This window comes from Chloracidobacterium validum, from assembly GCF_018304825.1.
Lineage (GTDB): Bacteria > Acidobacteriota > Blastocatellia > Chloracidobacteriales > Chloracidobacteriaceae > Chloracidobacterium > Chloracidobacterium validum.
This window is the reverse complement of record NZ_CP072648.1, coordinates 844,393-869,098: the sequence shown is the minus strand read 5'-3', so window position 1 is coordinate 869,098 and position 24,706 is coordinate 844,393. Positions and strand designations below refer to the sequence as shown.

At 61.3% G+C, this 24,706-nt stretch carries 22 protein-coding genes; 5 read left to right on the top strand and 17 right to left on the bottom strand.

The genetic code is table 11. From position 1 onward, the window contains the following. Window positions 1-42: 42 nt before the first annotated feature. A complete protein-coding gene (locus tag J8C06_RS03700) occupies window positions 43-1,110 on the top strand; it encodes a 3-deoxy-7-phosphoheptulonate synthase (RefSeq protein WP_211429443.1) in 1,068 nt (355 codons plus the stop codon). Between the two features lie 42 nt (window positions 1,111-1,152). On the opposite strand, the gene J8C06_RS03695 is transcribed toward J8C06_RS03700, so the two are convergent. Further along, window positions 1,153-1,527 (bottom strand): hypothetical protein, encoded by a 375-nt coding sequence (locus J8C06_RS03695; protein WP_211429442.1) that lies wholly within the window; start codon window positions 1,525-1,527, stop codon window positions 1,153-1,155. A gap of 226 nt (window positions 1,528-1,753) precedes the next feature. Between J8C06_RS03695 and J8C06_RS03690 the strand changes: the two genes are divergently transcribed. The 3 genes from J8C06_RS03690 (at window position 1,754) to coaD (ending at window position 4,368) form a co-directional block, all read left to right on the top strand. Then, window positions 1,754-2,248: a flavin reductase family protein gene (locus J8C06_RS03690; RefSeq protein ID WP_211429441.1), complete on the top strand. Its 495-nt coding sequence runs from the start codon at window positions 1,754-1,756 to the stop codon at window positions 2,246-2,248. A 34-nt stretch (window positions 2,249-2,282) separates the two neighbouring features. Next, window positions 2,283-3,575 carry an HD domain-containing protein gene (locus J8C06_RS03685; RefSeq protein WP_211429440.1) on the top strand — a complete coding sequence of 431 codons (1,293 nt, stop codon included), beginning with the start codon at window positions 2,283-2,285 and terminating at the stop codon, window positions 3,573-3,575. A gap of 289 nt (window positions 3,576-3,864) precedes the next feature. Beyond that, window positions 3,865-4,368, top strand: a complete 504-nt coding sequence (gene coaD / locus J8C06_RS03680) for a pantetheine-phosphate adenylyltransferase (RefSeq protein ID WP_211429439.1) — start codon at window positions 3,865-3,867, stop codon at window positions 4,366-4,368. Between the two features lie 40 nt (window positions 4,369-4,408). On the opposite strand, the gene J8C06_RS03675 is transcribed toward coaD, so the two are convergent. The 4 genes from J8C06_RS03675 to J8C06_RS03660 all read right to left on the bottom strand — a co-directional run bounded on the left by J8C06_RS03675 (window position 4,409) and on the right by J8C06_RS03660 (window position 8,667). Further along, window positions 4,409-5,563: a peroxiredoxin family protein gene (locus tag J8C06_RS03675; protein WP_211429438.1), complete on the bottom strand. Its 1,155-nt coding sequence runs from the start codon at window positions 5,561-5,563 to the stop codon at window positions 4,409-4,411. A gap of 231 nt (window positions 5,564-5,794) precedes the next feature. After that, window positions 5,795-7,399, bottom strand: a complete 1,605-nt coding sequence (locus J8C06_RS03670; RefSeq protein WP_211429437.1) for an NAD(P)H-hydrate dehydratase — start codon at window positions 7,397-7,399, stop codon at window positions 5,795-5,797. Window positions 7,400-7,409: 10 nt separating this feature from the next. Continuing rightward, a complete protein-coding gene (locus tag J8C06_RS03665; protein ID WP_211429436.1) occupies window positions 7,410-8,384 on the bottom strand; it encodes a phosphoesterase in 975 nt (324 codons plus the stop codon). Between the two features lie 46 nt (window positions 8,385-8,430). Beyond that, the gene (locus tag J8C06_RS03660) at window positions 8,431-8,667 is read right to left on the bottom strand and encodes a hypothetical protein (RefSeq protein WP_211429435.1); all 237 of its coding nucleotides are present in this window, start codon (window positions 8,665-8,667) and stop codon (window positions 8,431-8,433) included. Between the two features lie 231 nt (window positions 8,668-8,898). Here J8C06_RS03660 and J8C06_RS03655 point away from each other — a divergent pair, with 231 nt between their 5' ends. Then, window positions 8,899-10,824: an ABC-F family ATP-binding cassette domain-containing protein gene (locus J8C06_RS03655; protein WP_211429434.1), complete on the top strand. Its 1,926-nt coding sequence runs from the start codon at window positions 8,899-8,901 to the stop codon at window positions 10,822-10,824. A 102-nt stretch (window positions 10,825-10,926) separates the two neighbouring features. Here the strand turns inward: J8C06_RS03655 and J8C06_RS03650 are convergent, their stop codons facing one another. From J8C06_RS03650 to murC, 12 genes are all read right to left on the bottom strand, one after another. Then, window positions 10,927-11,796: a heme ABC transporter ATP-binding protein gene (locus tag J8C06_RS03650; RefSeq protein ID WP_246602075.1), complete on the bottom strand. Its 870-nt coding sequence runs from the start codon at window positions 11,794-11,796 to the stop codon at window positions 10,927-10,929. Next, a complete protein-coding gene (locus J8C06_RS03645) occupies window positions 11,793-12,875 on the bottom strand; it encodes a FecCD family ABC transporter permease (protein ID WP_211429433.1) in 1,083 nt (360 codons plus the stop codon). The genes J8C06_RS03650 and J8C06_RS03645 overlap by 4 nt, the downstream gene beginning before the upstream one ends. Window positions 12,876-12,882: 7 nt before the next feature. Next, window positions 12,883-13,809, bottom strand: a complete 927-nt coding sequence (locus J8C06_RS03640; protein WP_211429432.1) for a heme/hemin ABC transporter substrate-binding protein — start codon at window positions 13,807-13,809, stop codon at window positions 12,883-12,885. Between the two features lie 172 nt (window positions 13,810-13,981). Further along, window positions 13,982-15,070 (bottom strand): hemin-degrading factor, encoded by a 1,089-nt coding sequence (locus J8C06_RS03635; protein ID WP_211429431.1) that lies wholly within the window; start codon window positions 15,068-15,070, stop codon window positions 13,982-13,984. Window positions 15,071-15,092: 22 nt separating this feature from the next. Continuing rightward, window positions 15,093-15,365: a ferredoxin gene (locus J8C06_RS15400; protein WP_211429430.1), complete on the bottom strand. Its 273-nt coding sequence runs from the start codon at window positions 15,363-15,365 to the stop codon at window positions 15,093-15,095. 20 nt (window positions 15,366-15,385) lie between these two features. Beyond that, a complete protein-coding gene (locus J8C06_RS03625) occupies window positions 15,386-15,643 on the bottom strand; it encodes a hypothetical protein (protein WP_211429429.1) in 258 nt (85 codons plus the stop codon). A 42-nt stretch (window positions 15,644-15,685) separates the two neighbouring features. Then, window positions 15,686-18,208 (bottom strand): TonB-dependent receptor, encoded by a 2,523-nt coding sequence (locus tag J8C06_RS03620; RefSeq protein WP_211429428.1) that lies wholly within the window; start codon window positions 18,206-18,208, stop codon window positions 15,686-15,688. 714 nt (window positions 18,209-18,922) lie between these two features. Continuing rightward, entirely contained in the window at window positions 18,923-20,020 is a 1,098-nt protein-coding gene (gene ftsZ, locus J8C06_RS03615; protein WP_455423712.1) for a cell division protein FtsZ, read from the bottom strand. 120 nt (window positions 20,021-20,140) lie between these two features. Next, window positions 20,141-21,391, bottom strand: coding sequence for a cell division protein FtsA (gene ftsA, locus J8C06_RS03610; RefSeq protein WP_211429426.1), 1,251 nt, complete (start codon window positions 21,389-21,391; stop codon window positions 20,141-20,143). A 2-nt stretch (window positions 21,392-21,393) separates the two neighbouring features. Next, a complete protein-coding gene (locus tag J8C06_RS03605) occupies window positions 21,394-22,434 on the bottom strand; it encodes a cell division protein FtsQ/DivIB (RefSeq protein WP_211429425.1) in 1,041 nt (346 codons plus the stop codon). A 17-nt stretch (window positions 22,435-22,451) separates the two neighbouring features. Then, window positions 22,452-23,348, bottom strand: a complete 897-nt coding sequence (gene murB / locus J8C06_RS03600) for a UDP-N-acetylmuramate dehydrogenase (RefSeq protein WP_211429424.1) — start codon at window positions 23,346-23,348, stop codon at window positions 22,452-22,454. Further along, a complete protein-coding gene (gene murC / locus J8C06_RS03595) occupies window positions 23,335-24,699 on the bottom strand; it encodes a UDP-N-acetylmuramate--L-alanine ligase (protein WP_211429423.1) in 1,365 nt (454 codons plus the stop codon). The genes murB and murC overlap by 14 nt, the downstream gene beginning before the upstream one ends. Window positions 24,700-24,706 lie beyond the last annotated feature (7 nt).

The window sequence follows — 24,706 nt, the reverse complement described above, 5'->3', positions numbered from 1 at the left end:
CCACGAGTCATTGCTTCAGTATTGCTTAGGGCTTTTTCCGCCATGCGCCACCTACTCGATGATGTTCGTATCCAATCGTTTGAGGCAATACCGACACCAGACGAACTGCGTGAAGCGTTCCCGATCAGCGACCAGGCTGCCCAAACCGTCTATTTCACTCGTGAAGCCATCAAACGGATCCTCCACCACGACGACGACCGCCTGTTGGTTGTGGTTGGTCCGTGCTCGATTCATGATCCCGCAGCCGCCCTTGAATATGCCTCGCGGCTACGGCCTCTGTGCCAGGAGTATGCCGACTACCTGGTTGTGACCATGCGGGTGTATTTCGAGAAGCCCCGCACGACCGTTGGCTGGAAAGGGCTGGTCAACGATCCGGGTCTGGACGGCACGTTCAACGTGCGACAGGGGCTGCGGCTGGCGCGCCAGTTGCTTGTCCAGCTCGCCGAAATGGGTGTTCCGGCCGGCAGTGAGTTCGTGGATTTGATTTCGCCGCAATACACCGCCGAACTCGTCAGTTGGGGCGCGATTGGGGCGCGCACGACAGAAAGCCAATCCCACCGCGAGTTGGCTTCGGGGTTATCCTGTCCGGTTGGTTTCAAGAACGGCACCGGCGGCACCATTCAAATCGCGGTGGATGCCGTTCGGTCGGCGCGCGAGCCGCATGCCTTCCTGTCGCACACGAAAGATGGGCGTTCGGCACTTTTCCGCACGACCGGCAACCCTGACTGCCACATCATTCTGCGCGGCGGGCGGACGCCGAACTACGATGCTCATCATGTCGCCGAGGCCGTACAGCTCATGGAGAGCGCAGGGCTACCGGCGCGCATTATGATTGATTGTAGCCACGCCAACGCAGCCAAGGACCATCGGCGGCAGGCGGTGGTGTGCCGGAGCGTGATGGCGCAAGTCGCCGAAGGAAATCGTGCGATTATCGGGACGATGCTCGAAAGCCACCTCGTCGAGGGGAAGCAAGCCCATGTTCCCGGTCAGCCGCTTGTTTATGGGCAGAGCATTACCGACGCCTGTATTGGGTGGGAAGAAACAGAAATCCTGCTGGCGGACTTGGCTCAGGCCGTCCGCGCCCGCCGGCACGCACTGGCGCAGGGATGAGCCACCCGCGCCAGTGTTGCCCAACGGCTGATGCGTTTGGATTTACTCTTTTGGAAGGAGTGAGCCGATGGTACCAAAGACGCTGTCGGCAACCCCGTGGATGGTGTTTTCCACGGCTTTGTCGAGGCCGAGGCGGGCGACTTGGTTGGAAATCAACTCGGTTCCCTCGATAATCCCGAACGGCCAGAGCATGACCAGCGCCACAAACGGTGTGGCCAAGACGGTTACTGCCAGGCGAACGAGATCATTGCTGCCAAAGGGCGTACTTTCAAGGAAGCGGTAGGTTTCCTTGCCGGAACGGTAAATTCCCAGGAGCGGCGTCACCGGCAAGACCGTCATCGGGTACACAAAACCGGTGATCATCAAGTTTGTAAAGCCGCGTTCAGTGACAGGCGGAAGGGTAGTGGATTCGCTCATAACGACTGCGTACCTCGCACGAAAAACTAACGGTCGCATCCATCTCGACGAGGCGGAGCCAGGGCGTGGTGAGGGTCGGACGCGATTTTGGGTTGTGTCGGGGACGCCGTTTGGAAACGATGCTTCAGCACAGAGGTGCCCCTAGCGTACTCAATCCATGCCCCGGCGCACAACGAAAATCTTGTCGGGCGACGTTTAATCATTTCGTTCCAAGGAGTAAACAGGCATGACCGACACGGCGCGAATCACCGATCAGGCGGCCATTGGCGCAGCGCTGGGACGTGTTTCCAGCGGCATTTTCATTCTTACGACCGGCGCGGGCGACAAAGCCACTGGCATGCTGGCGTCATTCATCAAGCAGGTGAGTTTTCATCCGCCGATGATTATGGCGGCCGTTCGGCAGGGGCGACCGATTCTGACGCGCATCCGGGAAAGCGGCGCGTTTGCCGTCAATGTTTGTCACAAGCAGAATGGTAAGCTCGTGGCGCACTTTGCCAAGGGCTTCCCACTCGACGAGCCGGCCTTTGAAGGGATTGCGCATGAACCGGCCGTGACCGGCGTGCCGGTGATTCCCGAAGCGATGGCTTACCTGGATTGCGTTCTCCGGCAGGAGGTGACTGCCGGCGATCACGTGCTCTTTTTGGGCGAGGTCGTGGCCGGAGACGTCACCACCGACGGGGAGCCGATGATCCGCATTCGGAAGAACGGGTTTGACTACTGAGCGCTGACCGGCGCATTGAAAGGGGGCGTTATCTATGGCGCCGCGCCGATACAGTGACCCAGTACACCGCATCATTACGCTTGACCGCGAGGAGCCGTCCGACCGCCTGTTGATGGCGCTGATTGACGCGCCAGAGGTTCAACGACTGCGCCGCATCCGGCAGCTTGGCCTGGCGTTTGTTGCCTTCCAGGGCGCCGAGCACAGCCGTTTTGCGCACAGTTTGGGTGTGATGCACACGATGACCCTGGCGCTCGACGCTTTGCAGCGCAGCGGTGTGGCGCTGGAGGCTGAGGTTCGGCTTTGCGCGCGCGCGGCAGCGCTCCTGCACGACCTTGGGCATGGGCCGTTTTCACACGTCATGGAAAAGGTTCTCGGCCAGCGGCACGAGGACTGGACGGCGCGCATTCTGCTGAGTCCAGAAACCGCCGTTCACCGGATTCTTGCCGCCCATGAACCGACCCTGCCGGAGCGATTGGCTCACCTGATGGCCGGCGCGTTTCAGCCCCGGTTCGTGGCCCAACTGGTGGCGTCGCAACTCGACTGTGACCGGTTTGACTACCTGCTCCGCGACAGCCTCATGACCGGCGTCAGTTATGGATGCTACGACCTGCCGTGGATTTTGAATGCCCTGGCGGTGGACGCCGCTACTGGGCAGTTGATCGTCCGGGCGCGCGGCGTTTTAGCCGTCGAAGAGTACCTCTTTGCGCGTTACCACATGTTTCGCCGGGTCTATTTTCACCATGCGCTGCGCGCGGCCGAAAACATGCTGGTAGCGATGTTTCGGCGGGCGGTGGCGCTGGCAGCAGCGGGAAGCCTGGTGTTTCGCCTGCCGGAATCGGCCATGGACAAGCTTCTTACGACGCGCCCGCTGACGCCGCTGGAGTATCTCAGCCTGGACGACGCCGACGTGCTGTTTCACATCAAGCAGTGGCAGCGCGAACCCGACCCGACGCTTTCCGACTTGGCGCGGCGCTTTCTGGAACGGCGGCTGTTCAAGTCGCTGGATGTCTCCGATCTGGCGCCGGAGCAGAGGGCAGACCTGCGCGCGGCCATTGCCGACGCTTTGCTTGCGCATGGACTGGCCCCGGAGTGTTACTTACTGGAAGACGACGCCGGCGACGTTCCCTACTTTGGGCCCTATGCGCCGGATGCGCCGGATCGCCGCATTGTGGTGGAGGAAGGGCGCGCAAATCCGCGCTTGCGCGAAATTTCCGAAGTTTCGGCGGCGGTAGCCGGGCTACGTCCCTACCGGTTGCATCGGCTGTGCTTTCCGGAAGAGGCGCGGGCCGCCGCGCAACAGGCGCATCAGCGCCTGGCTCAAACGTAACCCACACCTTGGAAGCCGGCATTCGTGACGGCGCAAAGCTTGCCTGGGCCGCGCGCCTCGCTCATGACCCAGTTTAGAGGGCCGCCCGCCGCGCAGCCGGTGTTCTCTGAATGCCCACGATTGTCCCACCAGGCCCGGCTTTCGCCTAGTCGGTTCTTGCGGGCAGCGTCCTGGGCATCCAACCGGTCATCCAACAAGTATTCGACATCCCTACCCCGCCGCGATACAGTTACGGGCTGGCTAACCGTCCAGAGGCTTTCCCAACTCCAGCTCGAAAGGGTTGCGTGCCGTGTGCCGCGCTGTCTATCCAGGGTCATTCGACCCAATCACGAATGGACACCTCGACATCATTCGCCGGGGCTGTACGCTGTTTGACCACATCACGGTCGGCGTTCTCAACAATGACCAGAAAAGCCCGCTCTTCACTGTCGCGGAGCGCATCGAGATGATTCGCGCCGTCGTCGCCCCACTGGCCGAGACGACGCGCACGACCATCGAGGTCGAAAGCTTTGATGGCCTGCTCGTGGACTTCGCCAAACGCAAACAGGCTAACTGCATCGTCCGGGGCCTGCGCGCCGTCTCGGACTACGAGTACGAACTCCAAATGGCGCAGATGAACCGCCACATGCAACCCGATATCGAAACGGTTTTTCTGATGTCGGCGGATACCTATAGCTTCGTGAGTTCACGGCTGGTCAAGGAAATCTTCTTCCTGGGACGGTCGGTCAAACAGTTTGTCCCGCCAATCGTTGAAGCTCGGCTCAAGGCCAAAGCCAGTCAAGCAACAGCGTGAGCCGCCACCCCCGGCCCTGGGGTGTGGCGATGAACAAAGACTACTTTGCCAGCGCCGCTTTCACGGCCGGTTCGAGGCTCTCACCCCGCACGTTGACCGCCGTGATGCGACCATCCCGCCCAACCAGCACGGTGAATGGAATGGCGCGTACGCCGTATCGCTGGGCAATCGGGGTTTTCCAACCCTGCCCATCGCAAATGTGACGCCAATCCATCTTGTTCCGCTTGACGAAAGCCGCCACCCCCGGTTGGGTGTCTTCATCATCCAGCGAAATGCTCAACACCTCAAAGCCCCGGGCTTTGTATTTTTCGTAAACGGCCTTCAAAACCGGCACCTCGGCGACGCAGGGGCTGCACCAAGTCGCCCAAAAGTCAATCAGCACGACGCGGCCGCGGTAATCATCCAGCGATACCGACTTGCCGTTCGTGTCTTTCGCCTCGAAGGCAAAAGGTTTCGCGCCTGGCTTGAGCGCCCGGTCATAGTTGCCAGGCGGGGCCGGAATCTCAAATCGCTCGGCCGTCGGCGGAGGCGCAAAGGCCACATCGGCTTCGGTGGCCATCGGCTCAAACGCCATTACCACTTCCGTAAACACGACCGGCGGACCTTTCCCAGTCCGTACCTCACTGCGTACTGACTGAAGCCAGTTCCGCTCATGGTCAAACGTGAAGGCCACTTGACCGTTCGGATTCTTCAAGACACAGGTGATGGTGGTGAGTGGCCGATCCGGCGAACGCGCGACGGTCGTTTCCAAAAGACTATTGGCCAGGGCGTCCATCGGGTTCTGTCCAGACCAAATATCCAGCGTGAAATACAAACCCCGCAACTCAGACAGACCATAGAGCTTCTCAACCGTCACGTCGGCGGCGTCGGGCATGGGATGCCGGACGTACCGGCCAGCGTCCTTGGTCGAGTAGCTAAACAGTCCTTCGGGTCCATACACGCTCCGCCATTCCGCCTCAGCCGTTTTGATGGTCACCGCCAGGCGCGTCTGGTCCTTGACACCGACGAAGACTTCGGCATCAGGTGTTCCAAAGACCGAGCTGCCCACCTTGACGGTGGCCCGGTAGGACGCCAGTCCCCGGTACGTCTCGACGACGTTGGTCATCATCTTTCTGGCTTCTTCGGGCGCGAGCGCAGTTTGGGCCACGGCCGTTCCGCTCCAGAACAGCACCACCCCGATCAAAACGCTGGCCACCCATTGACACCCGCGCAGCGATCTGATCGCAACCCATGAAGAAAACGCCACAGTCGGTAACACAGACACACGTAACGCTCTTTCTGCCAGTGCGGTCGGCACTTGATGTTCCATCTTGCGAGACGCTTCCTGGGCAGTTGCCAAATAGGGATGACGTGACAAACAACGCGCAACAAACAAGGAAAGACGCCACAGGCAGCGTAACCGGCTCATGGTGAGGCTCCTTTCGAGTTAGCTCACTTGGGTGTGATGCTTGAGAGACTGCGGGAAGAACCGCAGGATGTCGGAGGCTACCAATGCCCGTTCACCCAAGGCTTCCTGGGCAAGGTCGCCCGCATGGCCGTGCAGGTACACCGCCGCCAACGTTGCTTCGAGCGGCAGGTGGGGCGTTTGCGCCAGAAGTCCGGCGAGGATACCGGTCAGCACGTCCCCACTGCCACCGGTTGCCATCCCGGCATTGCCGGTGGGATTGATATACACATCACCTTCCGGGGTAGCAACGAGCGAATAGTAGCCCTTGAGCACCACGAAGAGGTGATAGGCCGTCGCCAGTCGCCGCGCCGCGCCCAGCCGGTCAACCAGAATGTCATTGACCGGTACGCCAAGCAGACGCGCCATTTCCCCTGGATGCGGCGTGAGGATGATCGGACGCTCCGCCGTGCCGCGCCCGGACTGCCAGGGCGACAAGCAGTTGAGCGCATCGGCATCGAGCACCGTTGGCACTTGACCTTCCTGCACAATCCGCTGCACCAGGCGGCGCGTGGTCGGCTCGGTTCCAAGCCCCGGGCCAACGGCGCACACCGTATGCTGGTTGGCAGCCGCAAAGGCGGCTTGCAGCCCGTCCTCGGTCAACTGTCCCTGGCCGTCATCCGGCAGGGGCAGCGTCATGGCTTCCGGCAAGCATTGACTCACCAGCAATGCCTGAGCGCTCGCCGAGATCGCAATCGTGAGCAACCCGGCCCCGGCACGTAACACTGCCTCCCCAGACAGCGCCGCCGCGCCGGTTTTGCCACGTGAGCCAGCAAGCAGCAAAACATGGCCGAGGTGGCCCTTGTGGGCATCCGGCATCCGGCAGGTACGGATGAGGTAGTCCCGTACGCCAAGCTCGGTAATACGGTAATAGGTGGCGCGATGACGCTCGGTTGCACGTGCTAGGTGCGGTGGAGAGCCAATGTCCACAACCTGCAACTTGCCGTTGACATGACCGGCCGGAGGCAAAATGTTGGCGATCTTCGGGGCCGTAAATGTCACGGTCAGGTCGGCAATCACGTGAACCCCGACCGGGTGCGGCGAATCGGCCGCTAACCCAGAGGGCAAATCGAGCGCGCAGACCGGAATATAAGCCCGGGTGCTGTTGATGTACTCTACGACCTTGACAAACAGGCCTTCCAGCCCGCGCGTGAGTCCGGTTCCGAACAGGGCATCAATGTGCAGATTGAAACGGGACTTACTGCTTTCCAAAACCGAGGTAAACTCGGCCTCATTCTGCACCTCGACCATGCGGAGCCGTGATGAAGCCTCGGCCAACCGCGCGACAATGTCAAAATTGACGCGCGCATCGCCGCGGGCGGTTTCACGCTTTCCAAACAGGAGAACTTCGACGCGCGCGCCGCGCATCCAGAGTTGACGCGCAACCGCCGCGCCATCGCCCCCATTGTTGCCTTTGCCACAAAAGATTCGGACGCGCCGCCTTTGGATTGGCCCAAACTGTTGCTCGATGGCCAAAACGGCACCGACGGCAGCGTTTTCCATCAACAATAAACCCGGAATGCCGAACTGCTCAGTGGTCAACCGATCAACGTCGGCCATGTGAGCAGCAGAAAGAATGGGCTGCATGAAGGTTCACCTAACTCGACGTAGCGCAATGGTCATCCCGTAACTCGGCGGCAATTTCGCGGGCAATCACCTTGGCGCGCTCCAGGTCCTCCGGGGCAAGCGAAACGGCCCCAACCACTGCGTGGCCGCCACCGCCATACCGCTCACAAATGCTGGCGATGTTGTGGTCGCGTTGGCGTCCGCTCCACGGATTGTAACCAACCGAAACTTTCGACCGATGCCCGCCGCGACTGACGCTCACGCTATAGCGTGCCTGCGGGTAAAGCCAGTAAGCAATGAACTTGTTGTAACCTTCAATATCCTGGTCGGTCAAATCGAAAAACACCACGCCGTCGTGACACTCGCCAACGCGCCGAAAGATTTCAATGGCGCGCTCATGACGCGCTCGAATCGGTTCAAACGCGGCCCGCACGGACGGCTCGGCCGCAACGTCGGCCAGCGATGCCGACTGAAGCGCGCGAACGATAAATTGACGCAGCCTGTGATCCTTCGAGCCTTCGAGAACCAGCGTCAACTGCATCGCCGGAGCCGCCAAGTTGACGGCCGTTTCAGCGTCTGGATACTGCGCGCCATCAATGATGTCGGCCCAGTAAACCAACTCGCTCAGCTCTGGCAAATCCACGCCAAAACGCGCCTGGGCAATGTCGGCAATGAACTTCGTGCAGGATTTATAACTTGGGTCGAAAAACTTCTTGCCGCTTGTGTCGGCGCGAAACAGGGCTTCGTCCACAACCGTCAGGAAAGCGCTTTGGTGATGGTCAAACCACCAGGTGATTCTTTCGCTTGGATGAAACTTGAAATCCAGAATGGCATGCTCATCGGCATCGAAGCGCATGTCGCCAAAACTGCCACCAGGACGATGCATCAATCCGGCATAGCTAAACTCAGCCTGCGCATCAAAAGCCCGGCGATAAAAGCACGCGAAAACCGCCGCCGAACACGCGCCATCAAAGCAGTGGTCGTGGTAGAAAACTTTCACTCTCATGGACGAGAAACTCACCACCAGTCGGGGTCAATGACCACAGTCTTCATTACAGCGCATGATATTCGCCCGATTGTTCAACATAGGCAACACCCGGAACCCGTTCCAGGTCGGTCAGGCGTTCACGGGACACCGTGCCGGTGATTTGGCCGAGCGAATGCAACTGGCGCGTGACATTCAACCCGGCAACGCGCAAGGCCGCAACGACTTCGGACATCCGCTCGCGGTAGTCGGCAGTGAGACTGATGACGACGGCAACCGAGGAAGGTAACGCTGCATTGGACATGGTTCAAAACTCCACATAGAAACGGCATTGGCGGCTGTTGTCATCATGATGAAAGCGCGCGCGTTCGGCGATAGGTTTTAACCGCCTCAAGCTTACCTTTCGCCCCGGATTCAGCTCGCCTTGGTCTTGCGGTGCAGTAGTTACTTGCCGAAACCGCCCTTGGCAGGTCACAATTGTCGCTTTGGTATTTTGATTGAGAAAGCGCGCTTTTGACCGGATTACGATTGGCCTATGTTGTTTCGCTTTGAAGACGTACACAAAAGCTACGGCGGACATGACATCCTCCGGGGCGTCACCTGCCAAGTCAATGCCGGCGAAAAGATCGGTCTGGTGGGACGCAATGGCGCGGGCAAATCCACCATGCTCCGGCTGCTGTGCGGGCTTGACCAACCCGACCGTGGCCGCGTCGCCCGCATGAACAACCTGTCGTTCGGCCTTCTGGAACAGCACCCACACTTTCCACCGGAGGTGACGGTCATCGAAGCGGCCCTGAGCGTCTTTGCCGAGCTACAGGCGATGGAACGCACCATGCGCCAACTCGAACACGACATGGCCGAGCCGGGTGCCGACCCAGACCACCTGGCCGCCACACTCGACCGCTACAGCGACCTCCAGCACCGCTTTGAAGAACAGGGTGGCTTCACCTACCCAGCCCGCACCGAGGAAGTTTTGCTTGGACTGGGCTTTACTAAGGATGATTTTTCTAAGCCGGCCGTCCGCCTGAGTGGTGGACAGCAAGGGCGCTTACATCTGGGGATGCTCCTGCTGCGACAGCCGGACATTTTGTTGCTCGATGAGCCCACGAACCACCTCGATTTGCGCGCTATCGAGTGGCTGGAGAACTTCCTCAACGGTTACGAAGCGGCTTATCTCGTCATCTCGCACGACCGCTTTTTCCTCGATCAGGTGACGACCCGCACCATCGAGCTGGACCGCGGAAAAACCCTCTCCTACGAAGGGGGCTTCACGGAATACATTGCCAAACGGGACGCCCTGCGCGAAATCCAGCAGCGCCACTACGAAAAGCAGCAGGAAGAGATTGCCCGCCAGGAAGAGTTCATCCGGCGCAACATAGCCGGTCAAAAAACCAAGCAAGCCAAGTCGCGGCGTAACCTGCTGGCCCGGATGGAGCGGCTGGAAGCCGCCACCGTGGACGCGGCCCAGGGCAACTTCTCGATGAAGCACGTCCCGCGCTCTGGCGAGTGGGTTCTGACCTTGGAAGACCTCCGCGTTGGCTATCAGGGCAAAGCCGTTGCCGGTCCCTTCAACCTAGTGGTGCGCCGGGGTGAAAAGCTGGGCATCGTCGGGCCGAACGGCGCGGGCAAGACGACCTTGCTCAAAACCCTGCTCGGAGTCCTGCCGCCGGTGACGGGGGCGCTACGCTGGGGCAACGGTGTCAAGACGGCGTACTACGATCAACGGCTGGAATCGCTGACGCTGGCCAACTCGATTTTTGCCGAACTCCAGAGCCTCAACCCATCGGCCACCGAGCTTGAGCTGCGGTCGTTTCTTGCCCAGTTTTTGTTTACCGGCGATGACGTTCTCAAGCCCATCAAGGTGCTATCCGGGGGCGAGCGGGGACGCCTGGCGCTGGCGAAACTGATCTACAGCCGCTCAAACGTGCTCATCCTCGACGAACCGACCAACCACCTCGACATTCCCTCCTGTGAGGCACTGGAAATGGCGCTCGTGCAGTATCCGGGCACCTGCTTGATCGTTTCACATGACCGGTATTTTCTCGACAACGTAGCGACGCGCCTACTGTGGCTCGAACCGGGCAGCAGCCGTGATTTTGACGGCAGTTACAGCGAGCTGTGGGAAATCCGGCAGGCAGAGCAGCGGGACATGGCCCGGCGAGCCAAACCGGCTACCGCGCCTTCGCCGGACCTAGCGCCTCCGGTAGCCCAATCGGCGACAACCGGCAAACCGGCGACGAAGAAGAAACCCAAGGGGAAGTCACGCCGCGTCGAAACCATCGAGTCCGACATTGCCCGCGCCGAAGCGGATTTATCGAGCATCTCAGCCGCCCTGGCGACGCCCGAAGTCGCCGCCGATCCCGTCCGGTATGGCGAATGGCACCGGCAGTACGAAACCCTCACGCAGCAGCTCGAAGGGCTTTACGCCGAATGGGAAGAAGCGGCGGCGACGGGGATGTGAAGGCCCCTGGGGCAGACCGCGCGGCCGGTTTGCCGGCCCCGCGTCCTATCGGGCGTTGACAGCCTGACCGGAACCAGGCATGGCCGCAGCCATTGCATGTGCCTACGGCGCAAGCAGCCGAAACCGGAGGACCTGCGCGGCCGTCGGCTGGGATGCGGCGCGCCGCTCGCGGCTTGGCAGGCTGGGCGGAAGGGGGACAATGCAGGGTTGCCCGTGGCGCGGATGGCGACTCACCAGCACCTCCAGGCCAAACACCAACCGGATGCGTTCGGCAGTCAAGACTTCCTCGGGCCGGCCTTCGGCCGCCACACGCCCGCGTTCGAGCAGCACCACGTAGTCTGCGGCATAGGCGGCCAGGTTCAGATCGTGAAGTACGACAATCACGCCAACCCCATCCTGCGCGAGCTGGCGCGCAACGGCCATGGCTTCATACTGGTGCGCTAGGTCAAGGCTGGCGGTCGGTTCATCGAGGAGCAGCCAGCGGGCCGCGCCATCCGGCAGGGCATCCCAAATTTGGGCAAGCGACCGCGCAAACTGGACGCGCTGCCGTTCCCCGCCGGAAAGGGAAGGATAGCTTCGCCCCGCCAGATGCTCAGTGCTCGTCTGTTTCATGGCTTGTCGGGCAATCTCGGCGTCCTGCGGTGTTTCACGCAAGGCGACATGGGGGGCGCGCCCAAGCAAAACGACTTCAAACGCCGTGAACGGGAAGGCAAGCGACGATTCCTGGGGCAAAACAGCTCGGCGGCGCGCCCGCTCAAGCAGTGACCAGCTAGCCAGCGGCCGGCCGTCCAGATAGACCGCTCCCTGCGTCGGCGCGAGATCGCCCGACAGGACCTTGAGCAGGGTTGACTTCCCGGCGCCATTTGGTCCCAGCAGGGCTGTGACTTCCCCTGGGACAAACTTCACCGACACCTGATCGAGCAGCGGCTTGCCGCCCCAGGCGACGCCAATCTGACGCGCTTCAAGCATCATGACCTAAACCCTCGCTCCCTGAGCAGGAGCCATAAAAAACAGGGCGCGCCCAAGCTGGCCGTGACGACCCCAAGGGGCATCTCGGCCGGGCTGACCACGGTTCGCGCCAACAAGTCGGCCAACACCACCAAACCGGCGCCGAGCAAAGCCGAGGCCGGCAGTAACGTACGATGCCCCGGCCCGGCCGCCAGGCGAATCAGGTGCGGCGCAACCAGTCCGACGAAACCGATGACGCCGGCAAAGGCAACCGCCGCGCCGACAATCAACGTCGCCGCCACCATGGCCGTCCGGGTGACGGTGGTCACGTCAAATCCGAGGTGCCGCGCCTCAGACTCCCCCAGCAGCAACGCATCGAGCGGACGCGCCAGACGCCCTAACCACACCATCGCCGGCAAAACCAGCAGGGCGACGACCGCCAGGTGGCTCCACGACGCCCCGCCCAAGCTACCGAGACTCCAGAAGGTCACACTGCGTAGCTGATCGTCGGTAGCCGCGAAGATCAGCGCGCCGCGAAGCGCCTCGGTCAACATCGCCAGCGCGATGCCAGCCAACAACAGCAATCCAACGGAAAGCGTCCCCTCGCGCCGCGCCAACCGATACACGACGAAGGTCGCCAGACTTCCGCCAAGAAAGGCCGCGATGGGCAGTTGATAGACCGCCAACCAGCCACCTGACTTGCCAAACAGCCATCCGTTGGCGCGAATGCAGAGAACGGCGGCCAGCGCCGCGCCACTCGAAACGCCGATGATGCCGGGGTCGGCCAGTGGATTCCGAAACACACCCTGCATCACCGCGCCGGCCAACGCCAACCCGGCGCCAACCAGGACGCCAAACAGCACCCGTGGCAGACGAATGGTCAGCAACACGGCCTTTTGCTGTTCGCTGAAGGGCACGCCGAGGTCAACGCCGAGCCACTCGGCCAGGATAGCCAGGCTTTGCATGGGCGTGATGGCAACCGCCCCAATGCCACTGGCAAACAAGACCACGAGGGCGAGCGTGCCGGCCAGTCCACCGATGAGCCATCCGCGTGTGAGTCGGTGCGCTGAAGCGCTGGTTGTCAGGGTTGTGACACCGGTCATGACGCGCTTACGTTGCGGGATGCAGGAGACGCGATAGTTCAAGGACGCCCTGTCCGGTTCGCGGACCAAATCCAAGGAGCAACAGATCGTCCACGGCCACGATGCGCCGGTTGCGTCCGGCGGGCGTCTGTTTCACACCCGGCATGGCGAGCACCCCGTCTATCCCGCCGGAGCTTTCCAGCCCGCGCGATGGTAGGAGAATGACATCCGGCGCAGCGGCAACGGCAGCTTCGGCGGTCAACGGCTTGTAGCCTTCAAAGTCGAAGGCATTGATGCCGCCGGCCAGCCGAATCATCTCGGCGGCGGCCGTGTCGCGTCCGGCAACGTTGGCCGCACCTTGCCCACGGGCGTAGATGAACATCACCTTGGGGCGGTCTGAACGTCCGGCCAGGTAGGCGCGTGCCTGCGCCAGATCGGACTCCAGTTGCGCAATCAGTTGGTCGCCTTGCGCCTGGCGGTCGAGCGCCTGGGCAACGGTCTGAATCTTACGCTTGACGCCGTCGAGCGAGGTTTCAGCCGGGACGACGAGAACCGGCGTTCCACTGTTGCGCAACTGGGCCAGCGCCTCCGGCGGTCCGGCTTCAGGCACGGTGAGGACCAGCGTCGGCCGCAATGACAGTACCCCCTCGGCCGACAAGGCGCGGACATAGCCCACCTGCGGCAACTTCGCGGCCGCTTCCGGGTAAAGACTCGATGCGTCACATCCCACCAGCAGCGCATCAGCCCCAAGGGCATAGACAATCTCGGTAACGGAGCCGCCGGCGGCGACAACCCGCGAGATGTCCGTAATCGCAACCGGTTGGCCCGTCGCGTCCGGCACCGCGCGAGCGGCCGCCTGAGTCGTCGTTTCTCGCCGGCACCCACTCGTGCCGGCCCACCATCCCAACCCACATCCGATGGCGACAACCAGCGCGCACAAACGTTTGATGGTCATGGCTTATGTTCCTCAAGTAATTTCGGAATCCGCCGCAGCGGCTCCCAAAGCGGTGACGAAGAAAAAACGTCGGGGGCGAGTTGCGAAGTATGCGACCTGACCAACCAATACCCCGTCCGCGCCCCGACGGCCGCGCAAAGCTCAGGAGTAACGCCTTGCGCGGCAAAACCCATCAAATGCGCGGCAATCGGTCACAGAGGTCAGCCCAGAAGGTGGATGGCGGCTCGCCCTCCCGACGCTTGGCATGGAGAATGGCGATTTGCTCACCCTGCGCGTCGAAAAACTCGACCCCCGTGACCAATCCACGCGCCGTTGGCTTTTTGACGACCCAAGCGCTGGCTACGCCCGGTTCGTAAACGTGGAGATTGAAGCCGTCATCAAGGATGTTGAGCCACTCCCCAATGAGCTTGACGTTGTGCACCGGGCCGCTGTGGATTTGAATGCAGCCGGGATTGCCGACAAACACCATGAGATTTTCCTTGGCGGCCGCGACGTTTTCGAGAACTTGCGCCAAGCTATCCGGGCGAATTCGCCACGCCATGTCCGGGTCGGCCAACCGGAGAGCCTGGGTTCGACTGACCTTGAACCGATGTGTCAGCCGCACGAAATCGTGCGTATCTCTGAGTTCACGCCAGGCCTGCCGGAAGCCATCCACATCCACCTCGGCGTCCGGGATTTCGGCAGCCGGTGGCGGCGGCGCGGCAACAGCCTGCTCACGGCTCTGATCGGAGCTGGCAAACCGGCCCGTCAGTTCTTCAAACGCGGCAACGTCACTGGCTTCGCGCAGGTAGGTCTTGTGAACGGCCGTTCCGGTCGCATCAAAGAACTGAAAGCTGCGCCGCGGTCCGCGGGGCGATTCCTCGCGCACGGCAAAGCCGATTGCCCAGCGGTCGAGAAACAGCCGGAGATCGATGCCACTGTCGAGCACCTGCCCCATGCGCGTGTGGCCGGCAAAAATTTCGACATTCCGATACTGGCCATCCTTCTCGCTGACGACGACGGTGTTGCGCGTCAGCGCCATCACCGGGCCCAGGGCTTCGAGTTGCCGGATAACGTCACCCCAGTCGGCGTTCAAGCGCGTGGCCGTCGTGCCACAGCCAAGCGCCACCAGTTGGGCTTCACTGACGCCGAGCTTTGACGCGGCATCACGAATGCGTAGTTTGGGTTCGGTCTGCCGCAGCGCGGCCCACTCGCGGGCGATGTCCTCTGCCGTGTATCCGGCGTCGGTGGTTGGTTCGATGACTGAGTTGGATGCGGTCATACAGGTTGCTCCTTATGAGGTGTCAGGTCAGTTTGCATAGGCGGGGCGCTTTCTGGCTCGCCATCGTCGCCGATGGCTTCAACCGGGCAAGACGCCAGGGCCGCTTGGTAGCGTTCGTCTGCCTGTTTTCGTCTTCAGGCTCAGGCTGGCGCAGCGCGTAAGCCGGCGCCCGACGATCATGGTGCGCGAAGACCTCCGGCACAATCGAACGGCAACCATCACAGTCAATGCGCCGCGCGTCCACGTCGAACGGCCCATGAGTGTTTTCTGGAAATCGTTCCTGGACTTGCGCCATCGGTAACGCACCAGAACCCGTTAGTTTTGCCGTCCAAAGGCATTGGTTTCACAGCACCGGCGCAGGGTTTCAGCAAACCCGACTTGGCTCAACCCATAGTGAACCGCGCACGCATTGACCGCTTTGACGAAGTAGCGGAACTGCTCCGGCGAAAACGTGTAGTACGCGCCTCCAAGCGCAAGATGAACGTTGCCACAATCTGGGCACAGCCACATCCGGGCCGGCACCGAAACTTGGTCTGGGTCTTCCGGTAAGCGAAAGAGCGACTCGATGTCCATGGGTTGCAAGCTCCTTTACTGGCTCAGCCCAAATCGAAATGGTTAGAAAAATCGAAACCGCACCCCGGCGACGAAAGCGCGTCCGCGCGCCGGCGCGTCAAAGAGTGAAAACAGGTCCTGGTAAAAGCGGTTGCTTAGGTTTTCGATGCCAAGCGTCACTGCAACGCCATAGCGTTCACGGTCAAGGTTGATGCCACCCCGCAGGTCGTGAACCGTGAAGCCCAACCGCGCCGTGCCGGGCTGTGCGTAGAGGCTTCCCGGCGGGAGTCGGCGCTGCGTCGTGACGATACGACTCCGGTACTCCAGCCAGTAGCGATTGGTGGCCGAGTTCCAGCGCATCCCCACCACGGCCTTGACCGGCACGACAGGAAAGTTGAACGGATCAACCGGCTGGTTCGTCTGTAGATCGTCCCCGCGCGTCGTGCTGATATTGCCGAGCAAGGTCACAAACGACGACCGCAAGGCATCTGGCAAGCGGAAGGGCGCTTCAACGTCGGCTTCGATGCCCTGCATGCGAATCTGTCCCAGATTTTGGCGCTGGAGCACAGCCAGGGGCGCGCCGCCGGGAATCGGGTTGGGAATTGGCGCCAACCCTGGCACCGGCGCACCAAAGTTACTGATGAAGTTGCTGTAGCGATTTCGGAAGTAGGTCAACGAGCCGGCAAATCGCGTAAAACGCACCTTGCAACCAACATCCAGGTTGACACCTGTTTCAGGTTTGAGGTCTGGGTTTGGAATTGTCACGCTGCGCGTCGTCGGGCTGATCGTATGCGATGCCCCGGCATTGTATCGGTCAAAGATGTTTGGTTCGCGGTAACTGCGCGCGAGCCGCGCCACCAAGCTGATGTTCTGGATGGGGCTGACGACAATGCCGCCGGACCCGGTAAGGGCCGTGTTTGCGTGGCGGAGCGAGGCCAGCCCGGTGATGCCCGCCGTCCCCGGCGGCACGAGGTTGAAGATGTCGTAGCTCGGCGTATCGAGCGCCCGCGAACGGTAGTGATCCATCCGCAAGCCACCAATCAACCGCACATAGCGATTGACGATGACTTCATCCTGGGCGAAGAAAGCGACATCCTGAAAGTTGGCGTTGGGCACATCACGCCGTGGCTGGGCGGCGCGCAGTGCGCGGAGAGCCGCTGGGTCGGTGCGGATTTGTGCCGCTTGGGCCTGGGCTTGCGCCGGCGTGAGTCCACCGGGCGGCGTCGGCAAGGTTCCGCGCAGGACGATGCGGTCATCGGCGCTTGTGTCACGGTAAAAACTGACCCCGGCCGTGATCACGTGATTGCGCCAGGGCGTCAGCACAACCTGGCCATCAAAGCCGCCTGTCGTCGGGTTGATTTGCCGGTCGGTCACTTGAAAGAGCGCCGGGAGGGCGCGCACCGTCACTTGGTCACGCCGCTGCTGCCACTGGTAATAGCCACTGACCTGTATGCTGGCCACAACCGGTGACAGTTCACGCACGACCAAACCAGCGTTGACCTTGTCACGGTTGCTGAACAAAAAGTTGAACGTTCCCTGGAGTGGGTACTGGTAGGGCGCTGCCCGAAACCGCTCATAGCTCGACCGAATGAACATTTGCTCGGTAACGAAGAAGCGACCTTCAACGCGGGTCGCATTGGTTCGGTAGGTTGAACCGGTCACCACGCGCGTCACCGGGTTGAACTGGGGCGTGACCGAAGCGTAGCCCGTTTCGACGGGACCGCCGGAGGTGTAATCGCTGAAGTTCTCGAAGGATTGCCGCGCGCGGACGGTCAATCGCCGGGTGGCAAAGCCCAGGCTGCCACCATAGCGCCCACCTGGACCGTTCGAGGTAAAGAAGGGATCAACGACGCCGCTGACCCGAATCCCACCATCGGTGGTCGCCGGGGGACGAGTCCTGAAGTTGATGGTGCCGCCCAGCGCCTCGGTGCCGTAGAGCACCGAGCCAGCCCCACGCATCACTTCTACGGCTTCCAGTGTCCCGACATCCACCAAACCGGTTTCCACCCCATTCCCAACGTGGCTGGTTGGCGTCCGTCCGTGGTTGAGTCGCTCACCGTCCACCAGCACCAGGACGCGATTCCCTTCCAGGCCACGAATGATGGGGCGTGTCAGGAAACTTTGCGACTGGGTGGATGTACCCGGCAAGTCACGCAGAATATCGGCGGCGGTGCCCGGCAGCCGCTCTTGGAGCTGTCGCTCCGTGACTACCGAAACCACTTCCGGGGTGGTCATCGTGTCGCGGCTGGCGCGACTTGCCGTTACCGTCACAACTTCCCGAATGGTGCCGGGAACCAGTATCACCGGATCGAGCGTGACGCTCGTGGTCCTGAGTTGCGCTTCAACCAGCGCATCTGAAAACCCATCCCGCGTTATTCGTACTTGGTAGCGTCCAAAGGGTAAGTCGCTCACAGTGAACGTCCCATCGGCGGCGGTCAGCGTAGAACGGACAACGCCGGTCGCAAGGTTGCGCGCGAGCACACTAGCTTCGGCAACCGGCGCGCCCTGTGACTCCCGCACCTGACCGACCAACGTTCCGCGCTCCTCGGCTCGCGCAGCAACGCCGACCAGAACTAATCCAAGCATCCAAACCACCAGGCGAACGGATCGCCATACAAGGGAGACACGGCTGGTAGTCATCTGACAAACACTCCAATCGTTGCGCTGGCGCAAGAACGCCAACTGTCACTTCATTCCAGATGACGCATCGGGTAGAGTGTCGGGGTGCGCGCCATCCGCAATTGCCTACTGGGTGGAACGTACGGTGGAAGCCTTCCGTGTTGCCGCACGGAAGGCTTCGTTAGCATGCATGAAAAACTTAGGGTGGCATCGCTTTCTGTAAATGAAAATGATTTTCAGTGCTGTAAACATCTAGCATCCAGCCACTGGCTGTCAAGGCCTTTTTCGAGATTGGCTGCCGAGCCGACGGCAAGCCGCCCCACGCAGTTTCGGCAGGCAAGCGCGTCGAGCACCCCGGAAAACAGGGGGATTCAGGGACAGTGACGCCTATCTACCAGTGCTTCAACCGGTGTGACGGCGTCTCCAAGACGGTGGCTTGTCGGGGAATTTCGTGGGTTGTGTGTTTGCCGTTACTGGATGGTGCTTGCCTGATGCGGTAGTGCTCGCGTCACCGCCGGCGCGTTCGCGCCACGGCAGAACCGCCTCCCCAAGGCGCGGCTGTTCACAGGCAGGATGCCGTGTCGCGTTTCAAGCTTTTTCAGACACGTTCTGAGCGGCCTTTGAAACGCGCCCACGGACGCGGGAACCCGGGGCAACATGACGCGCAGCGTCATCGCCAGGCTATTCGGCTTTGCGCCGGAGGAAGGCTGGGGTCTCCAACAGATCAGATTCGGGATTGGAGCTTGCCACTCGCCCAAAGGATGGTGCGGTGACGACGTTGCCGGCCACCGCCGTCGTTGTCGTCGCCGGTGGGTGATTGGCGGCTTGGGCGACCTGGTCAAAACCGGTTGCAATGACCGTGATTTTCATGTCCTCCTGCATCCGTTCATCAATGACCGCGCCAAAGATGATATTGGCTTCTGGGTGCGCGGCTTTCTGAATGATGGAAGTCGCTTCGTTGACCTCGTGCAGCGTCAGGTTGCTGCCGCCGGTCACGTTGACGAGAACCCCCCTTGCCCCTTCAATCGAGGCTTCTTCCAGGAGCGGGCTGGCAATCGCCGCGTTGGTGGCCTGGATGGCCCGGTTTTCACCAGAGGCTTGACCGGTTCCCATGAGCGCGATACCGGAGCCGCGCATAATCGTGCGCACGTCGGCAAAGTCGAGGTTGATCATGCCGGGAACAGTGATGAGGTCTGAAATGCCCTGTACGGCCTGCCGCAGGACATCGTCCGCCATGCGGAATGAATCTGCCAGCGACGTGTTGCGATCCACGGTGGTCAGAAGGCGGTCGTTAGGAATGGTGATGATGGTGTCCACGCACTGGTGAAGCTCCTTGATACCATTCTCGGCATTCGTCATGCGCCGCCGCCCTTCAAATCCGAAGGGCTTGGTGACGACGGCCACGGTCAGGATTTCCATTTCACTGGCGAGTCCGGCGACAATCGGTGCGGCGCCAGTTCCGGTTCCACCACCCATCCCGGCCGTGATGAAGACCATGTCCGCACCTTCCAGAGCGTCTATGATCTTATCGGTGTCTTCAAGGGCAGCTTCGCGTCCTGTTTTGGGGTCGGCCCCCGCCCCCAACCCACGTGTCTTTTTGCTGCCAATCTGAATCTTGACCTGCGCCTTTGACATGCTGAGCGCCTGCATGTCGGTATTGACCACCAGGAAGGAGATACCTTCGATGCCTGACTCAATCATGCGATTGACAGCATTGCCACCGCCCCCGCCGACGCCGATAACCTTGATGTTTGCACCTTTCGAGATTGTGTTTTCCACAAATTCAAACCTCACTGGTGGTGGATTCGGTGACCGCTTGTTGTCTGCTCCCATGGGATAAATGCCTCCTGCCCGTAACCTTGATCGGGACCCGTCTGCGCTATGAAAAAAATAGTATGCTCAGCGCGCCGAATTCGGCGAAGAAAAGAAATTTTTTATACCCGTCAACCAATCTCGCCAACCCGTCTCACGTTGCCGCAAATGATGATTTGCCCGTGGACGAATGCTCGAAAGAATCAATCCAATCGAGGTTGCCCACTCGGCGCGCCGAAGTTCTTCGTTTAGCCCGTCAAGTCCGGTCGGCGTGCCAATTCGCACCGGAACGTCGAGCATGCGCTCCGCGAGTTCGGGAATGCCTGATAAAAGGCTGCCACCACCCGTCAGAACCAAGCCGCTTGACAGTTTTCGCTCCAATCCTGCTTCTCGAATATTCTCCTGAAGTTGCTTGAAAATCTCTTCGGCCCGCGGCTGGAGCATGTCACACAAGACGTGCCGTGAAAGCAGGCGGGGACGGCCACCGGAAGCAGCGAATTCCAACTGTTCCTGGCGCTCATCAGGGTGCAATAGGGGCGCGAAAGCGCATCCAAAAGCTTGCTTGATGCGTTCAGCTTCCGGCACGGACGACCGAAGCCCCACCGCAATATCATTCGTGAAAGATGTTCCCCCGATTCCAAACATGGCCGTGTGGCGGACCGCGCCACGCTGAAACACTGCAAGGCTGGTGATTTCACCACCAATGTCAACGATGGCCGTACCGTATTCACGTTCTTCGTCAGTGAGCGTAGCCGTTGCCGCAGCAAGGGAACCGAGGGTGAGGTCTTCGACAATCATACCCAGCCGGTTTGCGCTTGTCACGATGTTTTGTGAGGCAGTCACCGGCGAAGTCACTATATGTATGGTAACTTCGAGCCGCATCCCCAACATACCGAGGGGGTCGCCAATGCCATCCTGCTCATCCACGACGAATTCTTGCGGAAGAACCTCGACAATTCCGCGGTCGGACGGCAGGCTGATGGCGCTCGCCTGCTCAATCACCCGCTGGACATCCGCCGCCGTAATCTGCCGATTGCGGTGCGAGACCGCCACGACACCGTGACCATTCAGCCCCCGAACATGCATGCCGGACAAGCTCGCATGAACTGAAGAAACCTCGATTCCGGCCATCTTTTCGGCTTCGGTGAGCGCCTGGCGAATCGTCTCTTCAACCAGTTCGATATTCACGACGACGCCCTTGCGCATGCCTTTGGATGGAACATCGGCATAACCGGCCACCGTCCAGCGGTCACGGTCAGGAACTGGGGTCGCAATCACGATGCGGGTTCGGGTCGAGCCAAGGTCCAGGCTCGCCGTATAGGGAGTGCCCCGAGCCATGGCTACCTCCGCGGCACCGGCCCCGTCGCGCGGGGTCTCGCTTCTGGTGGCTTTTTGTCGGTTGTTTTCCTGGTAACGGACGTCGGAGGCGTCGGACGGCTCGCGCCGGCAGCGGCGCGCGGCGCGCCAGCCGTCAGGCGCTCATCGAACTCCAGATTCACCTGCTTTGGGTTGACCATGTTGACCGCCCGAAGGTACGGCGCCCGCTCGAAAATACGTGGGTCAGAAAACTGCAAGCGTTCAAGAATGGCCATGTCACGCCGCTGAAGCGCATCCACAATCTCACAAGCGTGAAGCAAGCGCACCCGAAAGTCCTCCTTGCCAAGGCCAATGGTGATGCGCGTGTCCCGGAGTTGGATGCGCACGTCATCCGGGTGGGAGACATCAACCGACTCAACGCGCTCAGAAAGGCGCGGTGTGGCGGCATCGAGCGCCCACATCAAATTACGGTAAAGCTGCAAGCGCGCGCGGTTCTCGCGCTGCCCGTTTGGCTCTCGGTCAGAGACGAACCCAACCGCAATGCTTGGCGGCTCGCCGTCGGTATCCGGGTCATAAACCGACAGCACCACCCCTTCTTCGTCAAGCCAGACCAGGCCGCTGCGCTCAGCCATTTGCGCCAGGACAACGGGTTTGCGCTCTTCGACGATGATGCGCAGGGTGTCCGGCAGAATACGGACGACGCGCGCGCGCCGAACCCGCGCTAGGCTTTCCAGGTTCTGCCGCAACGCCGTCAGCGATACCACCAACAGTGAGCCGGTTGCCTGCTGGCGCGTGGCGCGTTCAATGTCTTCCGCCAGCGGCGGCTGACAACCGACCACTTCCACATGGCGCAGGTTGAATAAATCTGACTGGGTCATGGCAAAGCCAAATCCGCTGAGTCCGATGAGTAGCGCGCCCCACATCAGCCACGGTTGCCAAGGTCGGAGCGTATCCCAGAGTGGACCGGCCATAACCCGCGGCCGACGCACGGCGGCGGCTTCGCGCGTTTGTTCACGGCGCGACGGCACGACTTGCCGAGTTGTTCGTTCACGGGCGACAGACACGCTCCACTCCTACCTGCTCAATCCCAGACTTCGACTTCCATTTCAAGTTCGATGCCATGCGTTTTGCGCACCTGCGACCGGATGTGCTCGATGAGCGCAAAGACATCGGCCGCCCGCGCGGCACCATCCGTGACGATAAAGTTGGCATGAAGCGGAGAAATGGTGGCCCCGCCAATGCTTTTCCCCTTGAGTCCAAGTTCGTCAATCATACGCCCGGTAGTCGGTCCAGTCGCTGGGTTTTTGAACATACACCCAGCGCTGTTGGCGTTGACCGGCTGCGTCGCCGCGCGGTGACGGCGATACTCGGCAATTTCAGCCCGGCTGGCTTCGGGATTGCCCGGACGCAGCCGCAACGTCGTTCCCAGAATCAGGTCCTGCGCCGTGAACGGAGAGTGGCGGTAAGCAAAGGCAATCTCGTCACGCGGGAGGGTCAGGATTCGTCCGTCACGGACGATGTCCACCGATTCGATGACGTCGGCAATCTCGTAGCCGTGCGAGCCGGCATTCATCTTGACGGCGCCGCCGAGGCTACCCGGAATGGGGGCCAGCCCCTCAATCCCGGACAATCCCCGGTCGGCGCACTGGTTGACCAGACGCGGCAGGCTGTAACCGGCCGGGACTCGGACGCGCAGTCCATCGAAGGTCACCGGAGTCTTCAATGCGCGCAGGCTCACCGCAACGCGGTCAAGTGTGCCATCCGCCACGAGAAGGTTCGTGCCGTAGCCCAACGGACTCCAGCGAATCCCGTTGGCGTCAAGCATCTGAACCAACCTGGCCGCTTTTTCCGGCGTGTCTGGAAACGCGACGCAGGCAATCTCGCCGCCGGTGCGCAGCGAGGTCAGGCGGCGCATCGGCTGGTGAAAGCGGGCGTCAACGGCAAGTTCCGCGCAAATTTGCTCACTAGACTTCGGCATGCTCCAAAAACCTCTTACCGATCTGCCAGACGTTGCCGGCACCCACCGTCAGCAAGACATCGCCGGGGCGCAGGAGCGCCGCCACGGCCGGCAGTGCCTCGTCGAGCGCCCCGACATCATACGCCGCCCTGTGTCCCGCCGCTTGCACGGCCGCCGCCAGGGCGGACCCCGTCACACCGGTTATCGGCGCTTCGCCCGCGGCGTACACCTCCACGATACAAACCACATCCGCGCCGCAGAGCGCCGTGACAAACTCCCCAAACAGGCATTGTGTTCGGGAGTAGCGGTGCGGCTGAAACACCAGCACAATGCGCCGCCCGGCACTGCGCGCCGCGTCGAGAACGGCGGCAATTTCGACCGGGTGGTGGCCGTAATCGTCAATCACCAGCACATTATCCCGTTCTCCGCGAATTTGGAACCGTCTGGAAACATTTTTAAACGTTTCCAGCCCGATTTGTATGTCTCGGAAGTCTAATCCGAGTTCAAGCCCGGTGGCGACAGCCGCCAGCGCGTTGCGGATGGCGTGGCGTCCGGGGACGGACAGTCGCACCGTTCCCAGGCAAACGTCATCGTGCCAGACCTTGAACGTCCACCCAAAGGGCGGTTGCGCAACCGGCTCGGTAGCGCGTAGGTGCGCCTCAGGGGTCGTGAGTCCGTAGGTTATGCATCGTCTGGTCAGGCGCGGAAGCCACGCCCGCACGCCGGGGTCATCGGCACAGGCGATGACCGCGCCGCTTTCCGAAACCCCCTCGGCAAAGCGGGCGAAGTGCTCGGTGATGTCCTCCAAGTCGCGGTAGAAGTCCAGATGGTCGCGGTCAATGTTGGTGACGACGGCCAAGGTGCGGGGCAGCATCAGAAATGAGCCGTCGCTTTCATCGGCTTCGGCGACAAAGTGTGGCCCATGCCCAACCAACGCGCCACCGCCGACGCCGTCCAGGGCGGATCCGATGACGACCGTTGGATCGCAGCCGGCCGCGCGGAGCACCGTCGCAATCATCGCGCTGGTCGTGGTTTTGCCGTGCGTGCCGGCAACAGTGATGGCGATGTGACCTTGCATCAGTTCCGCCAACATCGCTGCCCGGTGCAGCACCGGAATCCCCTGCGACTGGGCGGCCAGACGCTCTGGATTGTCAGCTTTGACAGCAGCCGAGACCACCACGCGCTGCGCCCCCTGAAGGTGCGCCGGATCATGGCCGATAAAAACGTCCGCGCCGAGTGCCTGGAGGCGCTCAGTCGTCGCCGTGGCCAGCAGGTCTGACCCAGAGACCTGCCATCCCCGCCGCAGGGCAACTTCGGCAATTCCGCTCATCCCGCTTCCGCCAATCCCGATGAAGTGAACATGTTCGGTCATGACTACC